Origin of the sequence: Sphingobacterium sp. UBA6317, assembly GCF_002440385.1 — a bacterium.
Classification (GTDB): Bacteria; Bacteroidota; Bacteroidia; order Sphingobacteriales; family Sphingobacteriaceae; genus Sphingobacterium; species Sphingobacterium multivorum.
The window spans coordinates 80906-100329 of record NZ_DJTD01000063.1; the positions used below are offsets into that span (position 1 = coordinate 80906).

The 19424-nt window shown below is 38.1% G+C and carries 19 protein-coding genes and 5 tRNA genes; 21 read left to right on the forward strand and 3 right to left on the reverse strand.

Going from position 1 to position 19424, the window contains the following annotated elements; genetic code table 11:
• Positions 1 to 654: 654 nt before the first annotated feature.
• The 4 genes from B3E92_RS20655 to B3E92_RS20670 all read left to right on the forward strand — a co-directional run bounded on the left by B3E92_RS20655 (position 655) and on the right by B3E92_RS20670 (position 5356).
• Entirely contained in the window at positions 655 to 2037 is a 1383-nt protein-coding gene (locus B3E92_RS20655) for a TolC family protein (protein ID WP_158638948.1), read from the forward strand.
• A 32-nt stretch (positions 2038 to 2069) separates the two neighbouring features.
• On the forward strand, positions 2070 to 3431 hold the full coding sequence (locus B3E92_RS20660; RefSeq protein WP_070566332.1) for a sigma-54-dependent transcriptional regulator: 1362 nt from the start codon (positions 2070 to 2072) through the stop codon (positions 3429 to 3431).
• A 3-nt stretch (positions 3432 to 3434) separates the two neighbouring features.
• Positions 3435 to 4754 (forward strand): sensor histidine kinase, encoded by a 1320-nt coding sequence (locus B3E92_RS20665; RefSeq protein WP_070566275.1) that lies wholly within the window; start codon positions 3435 to 3437, stop codon positions 4752 to 4754.
• A gap of 83 nt (positions 4755 to 4837) precedes the next feature.
• On the forward strand, positions 4838 to 5356 hold the full coding sequence (locus B3E92_RS20670) for a hypothetical protein (protein WP_115047353.1): 519 nt from the start codon (positions 4838 to 4840) through the stop codon (positions 5354 to 5356).
• A gap of 213 nt (positions 5357 to 5569) precedes the next feature.
• Here B3E92_RS20670 and B3E92_RS20675 read toward each other — a convergent pair whose 3' ends face one another.
• The gene (locus B3E92_RS20675) at positions 5570 to 6733 is read right to left on the reverse strand and encodes a BamA/TamA family outer membrane protein (RefSeq protein WP_070566280.1); all 1164 of its coding nucleotides are present in this window, start codon (positions 6731 to 6733) and stop codon (positions 5570 to 5572) included.
• 326 nt (positions 6734 to 7059) lie between these two features.
• Here B3E92_RS20675 and B3E92_RS20680 point away from each other — a divergent pair.
• The 9 genes from B3E92_RS20680 (at position 7060) to B3E92_RS20720 (ending at position 11455) form a co-directional block, all read left to right on the forward strand.
• Positions 7060 to 7132 (forward strand) — tRNA-Thr (locus B3E92_RS20680).
• A gap of 26 nt (positions 7133 to 7158) precedes the next feature.
• Positions 7159 to 7239 (forward strand) — tRNA-Tyr (locus tag B3E92_RS20685).
• A gap of 50 nt (positions 7240 to 7289) precedes the next feature.
• A tRNA-Gly gene (locus B3E92_RS20690) sits at positions 7290 to 7362 on the forward strand.
• 95 nt (positions 7363 to 7457) lie between these two features.
• A tRNA-Thr gene (locus B3E92_RS20695) sits at positions 7458 to 7529 on the forward strand.
• 72 nt (positions 7530 to 7601) lie between these two features.
• Complete coding sequence (gene tuf, locus B3E92_RS20700) at positions 7602 to 8786, forward strand: elongation factor Tu (protein ID WP_075991174.1); 1185 nt, start codon at positions 7602 to 7604, stop codon at positions 8784 to 8786.
• A 163-nt stretch (positions 8787 to 8949) separates the two neighbouring features.
• Positions 8950 to 9020: transfer RNA gene (locus B3E92_RS20705), tRNA-Trp, on the forward strand.
• 23 nt (positions 9021 to 9043) lie between these two features.
• On the forward strand, positions 9044 to 9238 hold the full coding sequence (gene secE / locus B3E92_RS20710; protein ID WP_028072657.1) for a preprotein translocase subunit SecE: 195 nt from the start codon (positions 9044 to 9046) through the stop codon (positions 9236 to 9238).
• A gap of 20 nt (positions 9239 to 9258) precedes the next feature.
• Positions 9259 to 9804: a transcription termination/antitermination protein NusG gene (gene nusG, locus B3E92_RS20715; RefSeq protein ID WP_046672242.1), complete on the forward strand. Its 546-nt coding sequence runs from the start codon at positions 9259 to 9261 to the stop codon at positions 9802 to 9804.
• A gap of 70 nt (positions 9805 to 9874) precedes the next feature.
• Complete coding sequence (locus B3E92_RS20720) at positions 9875 to 11455, forward strand: S41 family peptidase (RefSeq protein ID WP_115047355.1); 1581 nt, start codon at positions 9875 to 9877, stop codon at positions 11453 to 11455.
• Positions 11456 to 11475: 20 nt separating this feature from the next.
• On the opposite strand, the gene B3E92_RS20725 is transcribed toward B3E92_RS20720, so the two are convergent.
• Positions 11476 to 11796, reverse strand: coding sequence for a helix-turn-helix domain-containing protein (locus B3E92_RS20725; protein WP_070566287.1), 321 nt, complete (start codon positions 11794 to 11796; stop codon positions 11476 to 11478).
• Between the two features lie 151 nt (positions 11797 to 11947).
• On the opposite strand from B3E92_RS20725, the gene B3E92_RS20730 reads away from it, so the two are divergent.
• Positions 11948 to 12085: a hypothetical protein gene (locus B3E92_RS20730; protein WP_286728094.1), complete on the forward strand. Its 138-nt coding sequence runs from the start codon at positions 11948 to 11950 to the stop codon at positions 12083 to 12085.
• Here B3E92_RS20730 and B3E92_RS20735 read toward each other — a convergent pair.
• A complete protein-coding gene (locus tag B3E92_RS20735; protein WP_070566289.1) occupies positions 12082 to 12723 on the reverse strand; it encodes a rhomboid family intramembrane serine protease in 642 nt (213 codons plus the stop codon). The two genes, B3E92_RS20730 and B3E92_RS20735, sit on opposite strands and share 4 nt — an antisense overlap.
• A 168-nt stretch (positions 12724 to 12891) precedes the next feature.
• Between B3E92_RS20735 and B3E92_RS20740 the strand changes: the two genes are divergently transcribed.
• The 7 genes from B3E92_RS20740 to B3E92_RS20770 all read left to right on the forward strand — a co-directional run bounded on the left by B3E92_RS20740 (position 12892) and on the right by B3E92_RS20770 (position 19421).
• Positions 12892 to 13122 carry a hypothetical protein gene (locus tag B3E92_RS20740; RefSeq protein ID WP_070566291.1) on the forward strand — a complete coding sequence of 77 codons (231 nt, stop codon included), beginning with the start codon at positions 12892 to 12894 and terminating at the stop codon, positions 13120 to 13122.
• An 80-nt stretch (positions 13123 to 13202) separates the two neighbouring features.
• Positions 13203 to 13433, forward strand: a complete 231-nt coding sequence (locus B3E92_RS20745) for a hypothetical protein (RefSeq protein ID WP_139144992.1) — start codon at positions 13203 to 13205, stop codon at positions 13431 to 13433.
• A gap of 24 nt (positions 13434 to 13457) precedes the next feature.
• The gene (locus B3E92_RS20750; protein WP_201639708.1) at positions 13458 to 14522 is read left to right on the forward strand and encodes a hypothetical protein; all 1065 of its coding nucleotides are present in this window, start codon (positions 13458 to 13460) and stop codon (positions 14520 to 14522) included.
• Positions 14523 to 14526: 4 nt separating this feature from the next.
• The gene (locus B3E92_RS20755; protein ID WP_145329975.1) at positions 14527 to 14967 is read left to right on the forward strand and encodes a MauE/DoxX family redox-associated membrane protein; all 441 of its coding nucleotides are present in this window, start codon (positions 14527 to 14529) and stop codon (positions 14965 to 14967) included.
• On the forward strand, positions 14942 to 15652 hold the full coding sequence (locus tag B3E92_RS20760) for a GLPGLI family protein (RefSeq protein ID WP_070566299.1): 711 nt from the start codon (positions 14942 to 14944) through the stop codon (positions 15650 to 15652). Before B3E92_RS20755 ends, B3E92_RS20760 begins: the two co-directional genes overlap by 26 nt.
• 8 nt (positions 15653 to 15660) lie before the next feature.
• Positions 15661 to 18240 carry a carboxypeptidase-like regulatory domain-containing protein gene (locus B3E92_RS20765; RefSeq protein WP_145329977.1) on the forward strand — a complete coding sequence of 860 codons (2580 nt, stop codon included), beginning with the start codon at positions 15661 to 15663 and terminating at the stop codon, positions 18238 to 18240.
• Between the two features lie 80 nt (positions 18241 to 18320).
• The gene (locus B3E92_RS20770; protein ID WP_286850966.1) at positions 18321 to 19421 is read left to right on the forward strand and encodes an HlyD family secretion protein; all 1101 of its coding nucleotides are present in this window, start codon (positions 18321 to 18323) and stop codon (positions 19419 to 19421) included.
• Positions 19422 to 19424: the final 3 nt, after the last annotated feature.

The window sequence follows — 19424 nt, forward strand, 5'->3', positions numbered from 1 at the left end:
TTAATATCAATTTTGTATATAACTATGAAAGCTGTGCCAAGAATGTAAATTATTGATTGATAGGTTCTTGTTTTGTTTAGTTTTAAGCTTGGTGTTCGATAGCGGACACTTCTTGTACGAAGGCGTACAACTGGAAGTTTTTTGCTGTTTAGAGCGTCAACTGAAGCGCTTTTGGCAGATATAATCTGGCTGCGGTGATGCACATTAATTCCGATGGAGCAGGGGTTACTCTGTTGGTGTAAATTAGGGAAGGGGGTAGGTAGCTATATTGGTCGATCGGTTATAACGGTTGGTAAAAGTGGTCTGTTAAAATTAAGGATTTAACTATATTACTTTCGTTATTTACTCGACCCTTGTTCGGTGCTTAGTCGGTGCTTAGTCGGTGCTTGTTCGGTACTTCTTCGGTGCTTCTTCGGTTGTGACCGAAAAAAGTCCGAACAAGCTCCGACTGATATCCATTGAATGGAAGAATAAATATCGAACTTGATTTGAATTATTCTGCTATTTATACAGTTTGTCTTTGCTATTGTCCAACTACGCACACCGACTGTTCATTAATGAACATTTTTGAAAATATTTTTTTTGTATCTATTTGATAGTTAGTGTTTTTGTTGTTTGGCATGGCGATGGTCAGCAAGAAAATAAAAAATGGATATGAAGAGAGTCTATATATATAGTACATTATGCTTTTTATTGAGTTATGCCAAGGCAGGGGCGCAACAGACGGAGCAGCGACTAACGGAAAGAGTGGCTGGGACAGCAACAATTGCAGCGGTCGACGATAAACAAATTACCAAGCGGAGCTTAGCTGAGTGTATTCAGTTGGCAATAAAGGCCAATCCAACCTTATTGCAGAATGAACTCGATGTGAGGCGTGCGGAGGTGAATTTAGCACAGGCTAAAGCGAATAGACTTCCCGATGTTGATGCAAGCCTACAACATAGCCTAACATCAGGAAGATCTCAGGATAATTCGACCCTTCAATATATTTCATCCAACAACTCAACAGGAAATTTTTCTTTGGGCGCAAGCCTTCCAATATTTAGAGGGTTCCGTTTATTTCACGATATCCGGATGCGTGCTGATGCAAAGACTGCCGGTAAATTGACTTTTGATACGCAGATTAATGCGTTAAAACTGGACGTTATTACCGCTTATATCCAAAGCTTAACTGCTCAGGATATATTGCGGCAATCAGAAATGCAGACTGAAGTAACCCGAGAACAGGTCAGACGTGCGGAGAGTATGCATAAGGAAGGTGCAATTAATCCTGGGGATTACTTTGATCTGAAAGGACAACTGGCAAATGATGTCAACACGATTGAAAATAATCGTCAGTTACTATACAGTAGCCGCGTGAAGCTTGCTGCCTTACTAAATATGGATGAAAATCAATTGGGCGAATTGGATAACCTCGGAATAAAAGAAAGCGGGCAACGACTGGATGCGAAACAGCTCTATGAAATGGCCGTTGATCAATTGCCCGATATACAGGCGCTGGATTATCGGATCAAAGTGGCGGAGCGGGATATTAAGATTGCAAAATCATACTATTATCCGTCATTGAGTCTGAGCGCTGGTTTAGGGTCAAATTATTCTAAATTGGGGATTCAGGGAACGTATTGGTCACAAATGCGTAATAACGTAGGAAAGTATATTTCTCTCAATCTTTCTGTTCCGATTTTTAATCATTTGCAAGTTTATAACAACGTCCGCTTGGCAAAATTAGATCTGCAGACGGCTAGATTTCAAAAAGAGATCCAACAAAATGTTTTGCGGTCGGCGACGTCCAATGCGGTTTTTAACTTGCAGAATGCAAGTAACATGATTACACAATTACGTAGTCAAAATGAAAACTACGCGGAATCTTTTCGTATTGCCAAGGTAGTTTTCGAATTGGGAAACAGTAATTCAGTGATTTTTTTGACCGCAAAAAATAAATTCGATAACAGCCAGATTCAATTGGTCGTCAAACAGTATGAATGGCTGCTGCAAAAATATATCAATGATTATTACGCAGGCTCGTTGAATTTATAGTTATCTTAGTATCTTCAATGAAGTCAGGAAGTATGAAAAAAGCATCTATTTTAGTCGTTGATGATGACCAGGACTTATTAACTGCGGCAAGAATCTTGCTTAAACCTAAAGTTAGTCATATTCAAGTTGAACCCAATCCGGAGAATCTAATAGCACATCTGGAGAAGACACCTTATGATCTGGTGCTTTTAGATATGAATTTTAAAAGTACGATTAATACCGGTAATGAGGGATTATATTGGTTGTCCCGGATCAAAGAAAAGTTTCCACAGGTACATGTCATTATGATTACCGCTTATGGAGCTGTTGATCTCGCTGTAAAATCGCTGAAACAGGGAGCATCGGATTTTGTCGTGAAACCTTGGGAAAATGAGCAATTATTGGCAACGATAGAAAGCGCTCTTGCCGAATCAAAAAATAAAGAAAAGAAAAGTAAAAGTTCCTTGCTCAGTAGTGGGAGCAGTCCTGATTTGATTGGTAATTCCATTGTTATGGACGAATTGCAATATAAATTGGAGAAAATTGCCCCCACAGATGCGAATATATTAATATTAGGTGAAAATGGGACCGGGAAAGACCTGATTGCTCAAGCCATTCAGCGAAGATCCTTACGTTCAGATCGGACTTATGTAAAGGTTGATGTCGGGGCGCTGACAGAAACGTTATTTGAAAGTGAGCTTTTCGGTTATAAGAAGGGCGCATTTACAGATGCACGTGAAGACCGCCAAGGTAGATTCGAAGCTGCAAATGGGGGAACATTGTTCCTCGATGAAATTGGCAATATCTCTTTGCAGCAACAAGCCAAACTGTTAACCGTACTGCAGAATAGACAGGTTACACCGTTGGGTTCCTATCAACCAATATCGGTGGATATACGCTTGATTTCAGCAACCAATGTTCCGTTGAAACAGCTCGCAGATGAAAGCCGTTTTCGAAAAGACTTAATTTATCGGATCAATACCGTTGAAATTCAGGTACCGCCATTGCGTGAACGAGGAGAGGATATCAAGCTATTGGCTAATCATTTTCTCGATATCTATTCGAAGAAATACAATAAGCGGATTGAAGGCTTTGAACCGGATGCGGTTAAAAAAATGTGTGCGTATCATTTTCCCGGCAACGTCCGAGAACTCCAATACAGCATCGAGCGTGCTGTTATTATGGCTGATCAGCTCAGTATAGCTGGAAATGACCTCTTTTTCTCGCCAATAGAACAACAAATAGATAACCGCGTTGTCGAATCCAGTCCCAGCAGTCAAAATCTGGAAGAATTGGAACGTAAAGCAATCAAATCGGCGATTGAACGTTATAACGGAAATATCAGTAAAGCCGCAAAAGAATTAGGGCTTACCAGGGCGGCACTTTATAGACGTTTGGAGAAATATGATATTTAGTCGATGAGGCACGGAAAAATCTTAAATGCAATCAAGGTTATCTTACTGCTGGTAGCAGCACTTGTGAGCGCTTATTTGCTACTTAAAAGAGAATATGTACAGGCGGCTTTGATCTTTTGTATGATGCTATACCTGGGTTTTAACCTATATGCACAGTATAATTTTTTGGCCAGGCAGCTGATTGAATTTTCCGAAGCGGTCAAATACCGCGACTTTACCAGACGCTTCTTGGTGAAAAATACAAAGTCAGTGGAAGGGCAGCTTTTTATGGCCTTTAATCAGATCAACGAGACTTATAAGGAGATCAGCATTAAGCAGGAGATTCAGCACCAATACCTGGATCGTGTGATCAATATGCTGAATTCGGCGATTATCTTTTATGAGATGGATAGTGGTAAGGTCATGTGGGTAAATGAAGCTTTCAAACAGCTATTTCATTTGCCACACCTTGGAAATATCACTGGATTGAAGAAAAAAAACAATGATCTTTATGAAAAAACCATGTTGCTTGAAAATGGACAGCAGCAAATGGAGTCCGTTCAGTCAAGTAAAGGAAAAATAAAATTATTGATTCAGAGCTCAAGCTTTGAGACACAGGAAGCTTTGTTTCGCATTGTGGTGTACCAAAATATCAACGAAGCAATTGATGAGACTGAGACAAAGGCATGGCATAAATTATTACGTGTACTGACACATGAAATCATGAATTCCATCGCTCCGATCAGCTCACTTGCTGAAACCTTAAACGGTCGTTTGGACCATTTTAAAGGAGCTGAAGATATTGATGATCTAAAAACAGGTATTTCCACCATCAAACGTCGTAGCGAAGGACTTTTACATTTTGCGAAGAGTTATCGTATGATCAATAAAGTCGATCAGCCTCAGCTAGCGCCGATCCAGATTTCGCAGTTATTTGAGCATATCTATCAGCTGCTTGAACCAACCTTGATCCAGAAAAATATTGATGTCGATATTATTCTGAAAAATACACGGCTAATCTTATCTGCAGATGTTAATTTGATCGAGCAGGTTATTATCAACTTAATGTTGAATGCAATAGATGCGGTTAAAAATAGGGAAGAAGCCTATATTAGTTTATCTGCTCTTGAAGTAGACGGAAAGGTGCAGATTCGGATTGAAGATAACGGGGCAGGAATTCCTGCTGATCTTCAGGAGCAGATCTTTACACCATTTTTTACAACGAAGAAGACGGGTACAGGGGTCGGCCTTACCCTGAGCAAACAGATTATGCTTTTGCACAAGGGAACTATTTTCCTCAATAGTACGGAAGGAGAAGGAAGTGTTTTTATTCTCCAGTTTTAGGGGGATCATTCCCGCAAACTAAAACCTAATGTTCCATGTGAAAAATCATAAAATTTAGCGATGTTTGCAGCGAAATGAACTACATGCTTAAGTATTGGCGACATTATTTTGTATCCCATAGTCGCCATGGGACCCATTCTCCTTTTGTTTATAAATTGGTAGACGAAGTAATTTATCAAAAGACATCCAAAGGGAGCGTTTCAGAATTACCACAAACTATTCAAAACGAGAGCAAGGTAGAACAGAAAAAGTATGCATTAATCGATCGATTATTAAGGACATTTGCTTACGACAATTTTAGCTATTGGGCCGATCAGCCGCGCGAAAGTTATAGGAGTCTTTTGCACGACCGATGTGGACGTTATGCGTACCGACATATTTATTATATTGACCAGGACGATCTTGACCTGAATTTTTTGGGAAATGTTGGGGATCGAGATCTATTAATTATAAACGAGCCCCATTTATCAGTGAAAAGGGAAGCCTATTGGAATAGGCTGAAGGAGGATGATCATAGTGTAGTTACGATAGATCTATACCGAATTGGGTTGGTTTACTTTAGAAAAGGACAGCGAAAAGAGAATTTTCTGATTCGATTTTAGCCTTCTGTTCCGATCTAGCCTTCTGTTCCGATCTAGCCTTCTGTTCCGACCTCTTTTTGACTGTCGATGGTCAGTCATCTACCGCGTTCCGTTGGGCATCAACTATTTTAGCTGAAGTTGAGGGAATTGGAGAGGAGGGGAAAAAGGAAAAGGTGGATGTCATTAGGCAAGAATAAACAAGAGCATCCACACATATACGGATGCTCTTGTTTATTAAAAAGCTTCACTTAGGGACAGATAGAAACCCGACTGTCGTTTTTCTCCGGGTCTTTGTTCACCAAAAGAATAATCAAAGCGTATGCTGCTATTGTGTTCGAGACTAAAGAAGTAGCGTAAACCACCACCATAACTTGCGACATATCGACTGCTATTTTCCTTGGAAAAGGTCGATCCGAGTCCTGAAAATCCAGCGATGCCAAAGCGTGGATGAAAGCGATAACGCAGTTCAGCCTGTGAGGCAAGATAATTCTTGTCCCGGTAACGTCCGAGGTAATAACCGCGCATCATCATGTCTCCACCGAGCTCACGGTAGTTGTAAAATGGGACGGTTTTTCCAAATGTGGAACGAAAGATTCCTTGCAGGGCCAGCGTGACTTGGTTGTGCAGGGGAATAAAGCCACGGAGATCTACATCGAGGTTTGCCCCCGTAAAATCAGTACTTGTCCATAACTTTGGAGCATAGGCCAGCCGCAATTTAGCATAATACCCCTTTGTTGTATAAGAAACGTTGTCCCTATTGTCAAACAATTGCGAAAGACCTATGAGTAGCTGTTGTCCGCCATGCTTTCCAATAAGATCGGAATGATTGAAAATGCGATCGGCACTGTCGCTACGAATGGTGAAGTTATCGTATTGAATGTTGATACCCGAATACAGGTTGTTGCTGATTTTTTTCTCCGCTTCGAGTTTGACGCGAAATAATTTTTGATCAATGCGTTCTTCATCGGCTTTCCAAGTGTCCATACCGACGCCATAATAGTTAAAGGGCCAATTACGGTAGCGTATTTCACTAATCAGATGGTAGTCGTTGTTTCTAGTCCAAAGATCGGTCTGCAGTTTGAAGTTGGACTGACTATTGGATGTAAAGGTTCCCATCACCATGACAGTGGAGGTGCGGATTTTGGGATCAGATTTGTCCAGATAAAAATTATAAGCGCTCGCCAGGCCGTATTCAACTCCAGTTTCCTGCGCATAACCAACGGCCGGTAAAACCATAAAACTACCTGAACGTGTAGAATCTCTTTCGGAGGAAAGAAATTTTTTACTCAATTTTTGAATAATATTTTGAGCTTTCAATTCAGCCGATCCCATTAAAAGTACCGTAAATAGTACGGAGTATCGGGTAAGTTTTGAAAGTGATTGCGGTAAAATTTGCATGCCCAAAGATAGTATATTAGCCAAATAACCAAAACAGGTAAATATGCAATCAAAAATTATTGTGCTGCATATCAGTATAATTGCCAAAAACTGTCTTTTTTTTTTGACAAATATTTTTGTAAAGTGAGTTTTGTGTCTATCTTTGCATCAGCAAACAAGGGAACAACGGTTCAAAACAACTAAAGTTTGCTTAGTTCTTTAAATGAAAAAAAATAAAAAATAAACTTGCAGAAATCAAAAGTAAATTCGATATTTGCACTCGCTGAAAAGGTAGAAATACTTGGTCAGACGTTGATAGAATGTAAGTTTAAATAAAGATATTAGAAGCCTCTTTAGCTCAGCTGGTAGAGCAACTGACTTGTAATCAGTAGGTCATTGGTTCGATTCCGATAAGAGGCTCTAAATGTAACGAAAGTTACAGGTCTGGAGGGGTTCCAGAGCGGTCAAATGGGACGGACTGTAAATCCGTTGCTTCGGCTTCGAAGGTTCGAATCCTTCTCCCTCCACACTTTATTTTAATTAGGGTGTTAGATTTACTCTAGTTTCTAATTATTAAGCGGAAGTAGCTCAGTTGGTAGAGCGATAGCCTTCCAAGCTATAGGTCGCGAGTTCGAACCTCGTCTTCCGCTCAAATTTTTCAAGTATTAAATTTAGTCTCTATCTTCTTTGATAATAATGTATCTAAAGGTGGGGGCATTAATACGTAAATAAGGTTTTTTAGTAAGCCGAAGTAGCTCAGGGGTAGAGCACTTCCTTGGTAAGGAAGAGGTCGTGGGTTCAAATCCCATCTTTGGCTCGTACTTGTGTAAAAGTTAAGCAAGAGTATATAACAAATAGAAATAATTTATAATTACTAATTCGCATAAACATGGCAAAAGAGAAATTTGACCGTAGTAAACCACACTTAAACATTGGTACTATCGGTCACGTTGACCACGGTAAAACTACAACTACAGCTGCTATCACTAAAGTATTGGCTGATAAAGGTTTGTCAGAAGCTCGTTCATTTGATTCAATTGACTCTGCTCCTGAAGAAAAAGAGCGTGGTATCACAATCAATACTGCACACGTAGAATATTCTACAGCTAACCGTCACTATGCACACGTTGACTGTCCAGGTCACGCTGACTACGTTAAGAACATGGTAACTGGTGCTGCTCAAATGGACGGTGCTATCATCGTAGTTGCTGCGACTGATGGTCCTATGCCTCAAACTCGTGAGCACATCTTGTTGGCTCGCCAAGTAGGTGTTCCTGCGTTAGTAGTATTCATGAACAAAACTGACTTAGTTGATGACCCTGAGTTGTTAGACTTAGTTGAAATGGAAGTTCGTGAGTTATTATCATTCTACGAATTCCCTGGTGATGATATCCCTGTAATCAAAGGTTCTGCTTTAGGTGCATTGAACGGTGAGCCTGAGTGGGTTGAGAAAATCATGGAATTAATGGATGCTGTAGATAACTACATTCCAATTCCTCCACGTTTGACTGACTTACCTTTCTTGATGCCAGTTGAAGACGTATTCTCGATCACAGGTCGTGGTACAGTTGCTACAGGTCGTATCGAAAGAGGTGTAATCAACTCTGGTGATCCAGTTGAGATCTTAGGTATGGGTGCTGAGAACTTGAAATCTACAGTAACAGGTGTTGAGATGTTCCGTAAAATCTTAGATTACGGTGAGGCTGGTGATAACGTAGGTTTATTGTTACGTGGTATTGAGAAAACTGATATCAAACGTGGTATGGTTATCTGTAAACCAGGTTCAGTAACTCCTCACGATCATTTCAAAGCTGAGGTTTACGTATTGTCAAAAGCTGAAGGTGGTCGTCACACTCCATTCTTCAACAAATACCGTCCTCAATTCTATTTCCGTACAACTGACGTAACTGGAGAGATCTCTTTACCAGAAGGTACTGAAATGGTTATGCCAGGTGATAACGTTACAATCAGCGTGAAATTAATTTCTGCTATTGCAATGGAAAAAGGTCTACGTTTCGCTATCCGTGAGGGTGGTCGTACAGTAGGTGCTGGTCAGGTAACTGAAATTATCTAGTCTTTAATAAAGATTTAGAATCACATAGAATAAGCTAATCGACTGAGGTTGATTAGCTTATTTTTTCGATAAGCGATTTATCGGATTAGAATAAAAAAAAGTGAAAAAAGATTTGCAGAAAGTGGTTTAAAACACTATATTTGCATCACAAAATAAGAAATACACGGGCATAGTTTAAAGGTAGAACGAAGGTCTCCAAAACCTTTGGTCTGGGTTCGAGTCCTGGTGCCCGTGCTTATAAAAACAGATAAACTAAAATGGCAAAAGTACTTGATTTTTTTAAAGACTCTTATGTAGAGATCACTGAGAAAGTGACTTGGCCTACATGGTCTCAGTTACAAAGTTCAGCTGTTATTGTGCTTGTTGCGTCTCTTCTTATTGCATTGGTTGTCTTTGTAATGGATAAAGCTTCAAGCGTAGGGTTAGAATTCTTGTACGGTATTGCTTCTTAATTTTTCAATCGTATTTATTTATGGCAGATCAAGGTTTAAAGTGGTACGTAGTTCGTGCTGTAAGTGGTAAAGAAAAGAAAGTAAAGCAATATATTGATGCCGAAGTTAGCCGTTTAGGTATTGAGCACTTGATTCCTCAGGTGTTGATTCCAATGGAAAAATACTACTTGATGCGCGATGGTAAGAAAGTTGCTAAAGAACGTAACTACTATCCTGGTTATGTTTTATTAGAAGCAGCTCTTGACGGTGAGTTAGAGCACATCATCAAAAATATCAATAGTGTAATTGGTTTCTTGGGCGATAAAGCTGGTAACGCGGTTCCTTTGCGCCAAGCAGAAGTAAATCGTATCCTAGGTAAAGTGGATGAAATGGCCGAGCAAGGTGAAACCATTAACGTTCCTTACTATGTGGGTGAAACAGTGAAAGTCAACGACGGTCCTTTCAACGGATTTACCGGAGAAATCGAAGAAGTCCACGAAGATAAAAAGAAATTAATCGTGATGGTGAAAGTCTTCGGTCGTAAGACGCCACTTGAACTAAACTACATGCAAGTAGAAAAAGAGTAAGATTAGTAATTAACGATAGAGAAAAGCTTTTCATGAAAATTGGAAGGCTTTTTTTTGTATCTTACTACAAATGAAAAGGCCAACTATTTATCTATTCGTATTGGTGTATGTGCTGACATTGCTGAGCTGTGCAAATGTCGAGAAGTACAATCGATTTATTGAAACTCCCCTGGCGGTGGAAGCTATGCAGCAAGATATCAACTATGTTGAGCATAACTTATGGAAAATGCATCCAGACTTGTTTCTATATGTGCGGGAAGATCAGTTAAAGGTTAAGTTCGACAGCCTTCGTAGGGCGATCCGTCAGCCATTATTGCCGAATCAGTTTCAGTTGGCATTAGCATCTGTACTGGCTCAAGTTCGGCAGGGGCATATGACGCTGAGTCCCCTTATTTCCAAATTTGACCCGAAAGGTAAGGATAAAGTCCGTTATCAAAAAAGTAAGGGTCCCTTTTCACAACTGGGATTTCATTGGCAGGAAAATACACTCTATCTCTCAAAAAATGGAACGTTAGATTCAAGTTTGGTAGCAGGCTCTAAAATTCTTTCTATTGAGGGTATACAACCACAAAATCTGTACACAAAATATCGTCCAACCTTTACGTCGGACGGCTATAATACGACATTTATAGATCAGGCTTTTGAGCGTTTATTACCGCGGTATTACCAATTGGAACTGGGGTATAAAGATTCTATTTCGGTTTTGTTTTCTCGCGCCGATAGTACATATCAGCGGACTGTGGTCAGAAGGTTTGACAGTGTCGATACAAAGGCTAAATCAGGGATAAGGACCACGGTTGTGAAAAAAGTGAGCCAACCTGATCAGAAGAAAAGTGATCAAAAAAAGCAGCGTAAAATCTTTGGGTATAATGCCAACCTAAAAAGAATGAGTAAACAGCTCTCTTTCCCTGTTAAAGGCGATAGTAGTGTTGCTTTATTGAAAGTGGTTGACTTTTCGTATGGACGTCCAAAAGAAGCCTATAGAAGGATTTTTGATCGGCTGGAGCTTAATTCGGTCCAATACCTGATCTTGGATCTTCGTGGCAATTTGGGTGGACGTTTGTCCGATGTCCGTGAACTATACAGTTACTTAGTGGAAGAAGATAAATTCCAATTTATTCAGCCGGCAGTTATCAGCTCAAAATTCAACTTGCCGTTTTATCAGGTAAAAGGATTGCCGGGCTGGTCTTATCCCATTTTATCACCATTTATTATACCAAGTGCTGTAGTATCCTGGACAAAGAGCTTTTCCAAAGATGGGATAAATTATACCCACCTTACAGGGAGTAAAGTCGAAAAATCAAAAGGCAGTCGCTATCGCGGTGATTTATTTGTATTGATTGATGGCGGTACTTTTTCTGCTGCGAGTTTAATTGCTACAAATCTAAAAGTTGGGAAGCGGGCTGTGTTTGTGGGCGAGGAGACAGGTGGGGCAGCTAGTGGCACAGTTGCGGGAGTTCTTCCAGTGCTGAAACTTCCAAACTCCCATCTGCGTTGGCGTTTTGGCCTAATGGATGTCAAACCTTATTATCAAGTATCAGAAGAGGGAAGGGGTGTCATGCCGGATATTCCTGTCGTGCGGAGTGTTGATGATGTTATCAAGGGGAAAGATCCGGTATTGGATAAGGTGTTGAAGTCTATTAAAAAATAAGGAGAAGTGTAAGCGGGGGATTAGGCTTTACTTTGAGATCGTTTCCCTTGAAATAAGGTAATTATTTTCTTTAGAACAAGTTTGCTATAATGATAGATTAAGCCAAATATATTCTCTCCTGTTATATCGCTAGCCAAAGCAGGTGGTAAAAGTTCATAGATCGTGATACCAAAATAATCCGCTATTTTGTATACCTGCTCTACCTTTAGCTTCGTCTCATTGCGTTCGATTTTTGAATAGGCAGCCTGTGATATCTCCAAAACGAATGCAACAGCTTCCTGTGATATCCTGAGACTTTCTCTTTTCTGCCTAATAATTGTTCCGATTTCTTCTCTTGCCATTCTTTAAAAACCCAAATTATCGAATGGCCTAATTTAATAAATATAACTTGAAGTTGTGAAGTTTTTCAATGTTAAAACTTCTAGTTATAGTCTATAACCCTAGGTTGTGGTAGCTCAGCCTCTTTTCCATGAATTTTGATAAAAATAAATATTGAGATATCATGGAAAAGAAATTAATGTTAGCGAGTTGGATGCAAATGAAGTGTTGGAGATTGAAGGAGGATCGGAGCGGGAGGGTGAGAAAAATACAAATTGGTTAGAATCCATATGGAATTATCTTAAACCTTAAAATGCGTCTTTCAATTCGATAGCATAGGGGCTCATAATTAGTGCTAATATGGAGCCAAGAACAAATGCGACCAAGTGTAAGGATCTATTTATTTTGGATATTTTGATGAGGGAAAGTAGTACTGATGTTAGTAAAGCATATATCCAATAGTGTGTTGAATTATGAATCCATGGAATGAATAAATGATTCATTTTTTGCAAAGGGAAAAATAGTCCAGAAAAACCGAATAGTCCAAAGGAAAGGCCAGATGAACCCACAGCGGTAAATGTGAAGTCTTTCTTTTTAAAAAGTGTTTGGATGAGATTTGGTAGGATTATAAGAAGGAGAAAAATAAATATAGTAAAGACGTAAGCAATAGTAATTCCGTGTGCTTGATTTAAGACAGCACACATATCATACCCTAATCCGAAAATTACAATACAATTAAACAAGAGGTGAATCCAGTTGCGATGAATCAAAGCCGAGGTAAGCAAAGTATGAATACGCTTACCTCTTGCTATTTCGTAGGGGTGCAGGATCAGTGCATGGAAAAACGATTTATTATAAAATCCAATGATGCTGCATACCAATATAATCGGTACGACAATATAGGAATAGGGGGCTTCGGCAAAAGTTGGGAATATATCGAAAAATTTCATTTATAGTTGTTGGTGAATCACGCAAAAATATCTAATAAATTTTAAAATACAACCTCAGGTTGTGGTGGACGTAATGGGTAATGCCCAAATTTGTATCGTTGATCAACAAAAGCAGTTGCCGAAAAAGCTTTAAAATAGAGTAGGAATCAATAAATAATTTTTAATTTTATGAAAACAATAAAAAAAAATTCTCTTGCCTTATTGGCGGTAATATTTACTCTTGTAGGTATTTCTAAGATTGATTTGGTGAAAGCATCAAATGCAGGCGTGAAAGTATGTCCTGGTGATGGCAAAGGTTGCGTTCTTTGGGGTGCAATTGAAAAAGGCGACGGTAGTGGCTTTATTGAAATTGGAAAGGACGACGAATCTCAGGATACACCAGCTGAACCAGGAGCCTAACTCTATTTTATAACAAGTCTTGTAGCTAAGGGCTACAAGGCTGTATTTAATTTAAGCTATTTTTTATGAAAATTATTTTAGTGAAAACTATAAGCACATTATGTGTTATGGTATGTGTATTTTTGTCTATGCATTCGTATGCGGGTACAAACGAGAAAGACCATGCTTTTACCTCCAATGGTGTTAGAATCTGTCCTGGAAGTGGATCTTCTTGTATTCTGTGGGGTTTGGTTTATAAAGGTTCTGATAATTCTCATGTTGAACCAATGCCAGATGAGGAATCCCAACCAACACCCTCAGACAATCAGTAAAATTTAAGTATATAAATTCATCTAATGAAAATCCAATTGTTAATACCAAGTTTAGTGTTGTTGATTTCCTGTGGTTTAAAATCACCAAGCAGCTTCAATGCACTAGAAAAGCGAAATATTGTTGTTTGTGATGCACTTCAAATTGAAGGAAAGACCATCTACGGTGATTTGCAAAATGATTTGGAGGCTGTACCTTATACTAAATCATTAAAACCTGCAGATTTTGGTGATAAACTATATCAAATAGCAAGTTCCAGTGTGGAACGGTATTATCTCAAAGAGAGTAATCAACAAGTTCATTATTGGGATGTTGCTAATCTTGAACATCATACGATGGACGTATCAAAAAAATATCCCTTTGGATTGGTTATAGGACAAGATGAACATAGTATATATTTCTATAATTCATCTACAAAAGGAAAAAGTTTTGGTACGTATAACTTGGTTTCTGAAAAATTGAATATTGTCAATTTTGATGGATATACTGTAATTAGTACAGCCAAGCTCGGCAAGAAACCAGATGTTTTGCTATCCACAGGAGTAAAGGATGAAAAATTGGGTTTTTACCTTATTGATACCTTGCAACAAACTCAAACATTGATAAAAGCAATTGAGACTAAAGATCCCGTTAATGGAGACCCTGGTGTCTATGGTGGTAAATTTTATGTATTCCAAGATCGTATACTGTATGTGTTCGATAATCGATTAAGCTTTTATGAATTTGATCAAGACGGAAGATTTGTTCGTGAAATTACCACTATAGATACCTTTGATTTTAAGGGGAAGTCCAATAAGGCATACAATATACAGCTGGAAGGGTTGTATAAAGGTCTAGAAATCTTTGACAATATTTTGTATGTACGGACAAATATTATCAGTACTAAAAATAGTTATATACTTTATGATCGGTATGATCTCGTGGAAGGAAAATATAAAGATAGCTTTAAGCTCAATTTTGATTTTGATATCAGTCAATATTCTTATCCCATCTTCACCAATCATTTAACGGCTGATAAGTTTAGCTTAATATTTGGGGATAAATATAGGTCTGGTCGTTATGCCAAGATTACGTTATTTTTCAAAAAATAACTTTATGAAAAGATATCTTTTATATTTTATTGTATCGGTTATACAATTTGGGCTTTTTGTGTTACTCATGATTTCTGTATATCAAAAGATTAAAAATTTTGAAACTTTCATGGATACATTAGTTGGAACTAATTTGTTTTATGTAAATTCCGTGAAGTATTTTGCGATAGCTGTGATCGTTGCGGAGTTGATTGTTGCTTTCTTCTTATTGGCCTATCGAAAAATAGGATTTTATTTGACTATTCTTCTTTTTTCAGTTTATACCCTCTATATTATTATATTAGAATTATACTATTTTTATCCTTCCTGCGGCTGTGGTGGTATTATGGCGCAATTACCATTCAAGGAACATTTAACTCTTAATCTTATTTATATAATTTTGGCTGCGATTAGTATTCTATTCGTGAGAAAATCAACATATGAAAAAAATATTGTTATCGTTTAGTTTTTGTATATATGCGTTACTTTGTGTTGCGCAAAATCAATATAAGATTACCTATAAAGGAACATTGCTTTCCTCTTCTCTCAATGCGAGATTGGAGCAAGAAGTAAATGATCCAGTGTTTTTGCAAGGATATAAAGATTTGATTGAGGGTTTCGAAGTGCAATATGCATTGTATGTTGATGTATCCAAGGGGAGATCAATCCTCTTGGAACAGAAAGAAATTGGATTGGATGGTCCTCCCCCATTCAAACATTTATTCTCTTTTTATGATCAGGCCGGTAACCTATATTTTGAAGATCTATTCCGCGGTAAGCAATTTAAGGTGCGAGACTCGCCAGCAGTATTACAATGGGATGTAAAACAGGAAATAATGAAAGTTGGCAATTTTAATTGCCGTAAAGCAGTCCTTAAGAATGATCCTTTCAATACCGTAGTATGGTTTTGTGAAGATTATCCGATTAGTTTTGGACCCTATATCGGAGCTAAACTTCCGGGTTTGGCAGTTTTGTTGGAGAATGATTACTATGTTATCAAAATCGATAAAATAACAAAAGAGGCATTTTCCAAGAATATCGAAAATCAAATGAATGCAGCTCAGAAAAAGACTGGTATTTCTTACGCCAAGTATAGAGAACAGGTAGCCCCTTTGCTAAAAAAGATGAAAACTGAAAATATTATTGATTAGGACAACAAATGAGGTTTTGGTCGGGTATTTTCTTCATTTTTTCTTGTTATTGTGCTTCAGCTCAGCTGCTTGATGGTCGTGTAGTTTCCCGAACCAGTGGAGATCCGATTTCAGGAGCAATAATTAGTCTCTATAGTGTACAGGATTCTGATCGTATGCTGCACTATATGACGACGGACGACAAAGGCAGATACCGTTTGCGTGAACATGGATTTCCGTTCATACTAAAGGTGAGATCTATGTCTTTTCAAACTTTTCGAACTAAAGTGAGTAAAGCATCTGATTTTCCTGCAGTGATCATGCTAAGCGATGAGTCTATTCGCATGGATGAAGTATTGGTAAATATGAACAAAGGCTTTGCGTCCTTTAATAATGATACGACGGTCTATAATCTTAAGGCTTTGAATCTTCAAGATAGAGACAATCTGAAAGAGATTTTATTACGGATTCCTGGATTCAAAGTCGATGAAAATTACAAAATCGTGCATGGTGGGAAAGAGATTAATAAAATTCTGATCAATGGTAAAGAAGTCTTCGAGTTTCAAAATAAAATAGCTTTGGAGAACATGGAATCTGGAATGTTAGATCACATAAGAGTGATTGCCAATTATCAGGATCCATTTCGTGTCAATCTTGGCAATGAGCATGAAGAGAAAGTGTTGGATCTAAAGGTGAAAGATAGTTTTACGAATATATTGAAAGGAAATGTGGAAGCATTTCTAGGCTATAAGAATAAGTATAAATTTAAACCCTTTCTCTTTTATTTTGGCGACAATCTTTCTTTGTTTTCGTTGACGAATATCAATAATGTCTTTGATAAGGACTGGTCGAGTGAGGATTATGCAGGCGCAATACGTTCTAACAATGTCGCTTCAAGTTATTATTCCTCTCAGAATAAGAAGGTATTTTATACGAAGGACATTACGCTAAATAATGAATCTAGCTTATTGAATGCGACAATGATTAAAAAGAACACGGAGCGATATTCATTACAAGCGGTTCTGAATTTAAATTATTTGAAGTCCATCCGACTCTCTGAAGAGAATTCCAGATTTTTAGGAAATAATCTTTATGAAAAAAATAGTACGGATAGTTTGCGCGCTAGAATGATCGGTACTATGTTGAATTTCCGATATAAATTGAGTGAAAGTAGTATTGCCAAAAATATCTTTTCCAGTTATCAAGACCGTTTGAAAGGAGAGGGAAGTTACGAATCAATATATCCTCAAACAAAGGAGCTTTTTAATCTCGGAGAGATGACGGAGCAGAGGAGCAATATTTTATCAAATCGTTTGACTTATGAGACCAAGATAAATAATGCCTTAGCCTGGAATATGGGCTGGGACTGGAAAAATGAGATTTCAAGAGATACTTGGCAACTTCAATATTTAGAGACAACGAAAGAGCAGACTAATCGGAATAAACAGAATATTAAATTTTCAAGCAATGAAAGTATATTGCATACTAATTTGAGACAGCTTTTGGGAAAAGTAAATACACTTGTCTATGAATTATCTTATAGTAATATACATAATAGCTTTATTCCTGATAATATTAACCAAGCCAAAACGCGATATATAGCTCGCACAGAAGCAAATTTTAATTTAAAACGCTTTAACCTTCGTAGTACAATAGCCTTGCAGCGTCAAAGAATCGAAGTATTTGATTCTATATCTACTTCTACTTTTTTATTGGCTAACATTAATTTGGATTACTTTTTGGATCGATTTAAGAAAAATCGTTTAATTTTTAATTGGGGAAGAACTACCCAAGCACCTGACGTCAAATCAGGGCTAAGCCAGCGCGTAATCTCTTATGATCAGACAATACTTGGAAACCATCAATTGCTGCATGATATTTATGCAATCAATACAGTAAAGCTCGGCTATTTATATGATTTTCCATTTAAAGGGCAATCTTTTAGAATAAATCTCTATAGACAGCACAGTGAAAAAGCGCTGGTACAATTTATTGATATGACTTTTCCGCTTTTAAGAAATTTGAAATTGGTTCAGGGGTATCGAAATGTAGGGCTAGATGTCTCTTATGCACAAAATCTTTTTAAAGATCAGTTTCCTATGAATGTTTCCTTGTTCTATAACTATCAGAACAACCGCTCTTATCAGTTTTCGGGTGCTGGAGAATCGCAGATTAAGCAGCGGAATCATGGTTATATGCTAAATCTAAATTCTTTTTCCTCAGGAGCGATCAACATTTCTATGACCCTCAAAAACGATTATACACGGTATGGTTATCAAGATGGACTTCTAACGGATCAGAACTCACTAATGATTTTGTTGGGGCCAAAATTTAATCATAAAAGGACGGAATGGAAGACAATGCTTAAATATAGCGTTATAAATAGTGTTGATCAACGGCGCGAGTTTATGGATATAGATCTTTCCTCGGTATATATCATTAGTAAAAAGCTAGAACTGATATTGACTTGTGAAAACATGTTGCAGAATTTAGGTTTTAAAAACAACGCTGTTTTGTCTGTTTTTAATAATCAAAATGGAATTGAAAATTTTCAATCTTTTAAGAATTTAGTTGGATATAGTGCGGTAGGTGTCAAGTACAGATTTTGATGAAAATTTAAAAATACAACCTCAGGTTGTGGTGGATTTAATCAACAATAGACAGTTTTGTATTGTTGATTAAAACCAAGATGAAAAGAACAAATATTATATACCTGCTGCTGATAGTGGCTATAATTATAGGGTTGATATTATTACCGCTTATCAAAGTGCCGATTTCAATTTCGGCACAGGGAATCGTCAGGCCTACGATGGAGAATACAAAGATGCTATCCTTGGTCAGTGGCCGTATTATTGACAACCGTATAGTAGGCAACAATCAGCAGGTAAAACAGGGGGATACACTACTAATCATTGTTTCCGAAGATCTGGAAAATAAATTGTCTCTAAATAAGGGTTTAACGGATGACTATGCGAGGCAAATCGCTGATCTAAAACTTATTCTTGATGGTAGGGCAAAAAGTCTGCAAAGTGGACAATATCAACTGGAATATCTGTCCATGGAACAACGTATGTCTGAAATACAGTCGCAGCTTACCTTAGCACGCCGTGAACTGGACCGACATAATCAGCTATTCAGCCAGGGGGTGGTTTCCCAAGCAGAACTTGATAAAACACAATACTCTTTTGAACAACTTGAAAATCAGTTTTTGACGATACGGAAGCAGCAGATGGCGCAATGGAGCGCTAAGTTGGTCGAACTGAAACAGAAGGCACAGTCGCTGTCGTCCGAGAAAAAGTCTATCTTGATTGATGGTCAAAATTATATTGTTCGAGCGCCCATAACAGGTACAGTGGTTAATTTTAAAGGATATCAAAAAGGAGGACAGCTCGTGCAGGGACAGGATATTTTGGAAATTTCGCCAGAGGATCAGCTTATAGCTGAATGTATGGTGCCTGCCAAATCGATCGGCTATATCAAAAAGAATCAATCGGTCAAATTCCAGATGGACACGTATAATTATAACCAATGGGGATTTCTTTCGGGGACAGTGCATGATATTGACTACAATCTGGTAAACGATCAACAAAAAGGATCCTTTTTTAAGGTCAGGTGCCGTATGGATCAAAACTTTCTGAGCCTCCCCAATGGAAATAAGGCCTTTGTAGGAAAGGGAAATACATTTAATGCGCGGTTTTACCTCTTGGACCGTACGTTATGGCAGCTCCTGTTCGATCGGGCCGACAATCTGTTCAATCCAAATCTTGGCGCTAAAACGAGCGCATTATAAAAA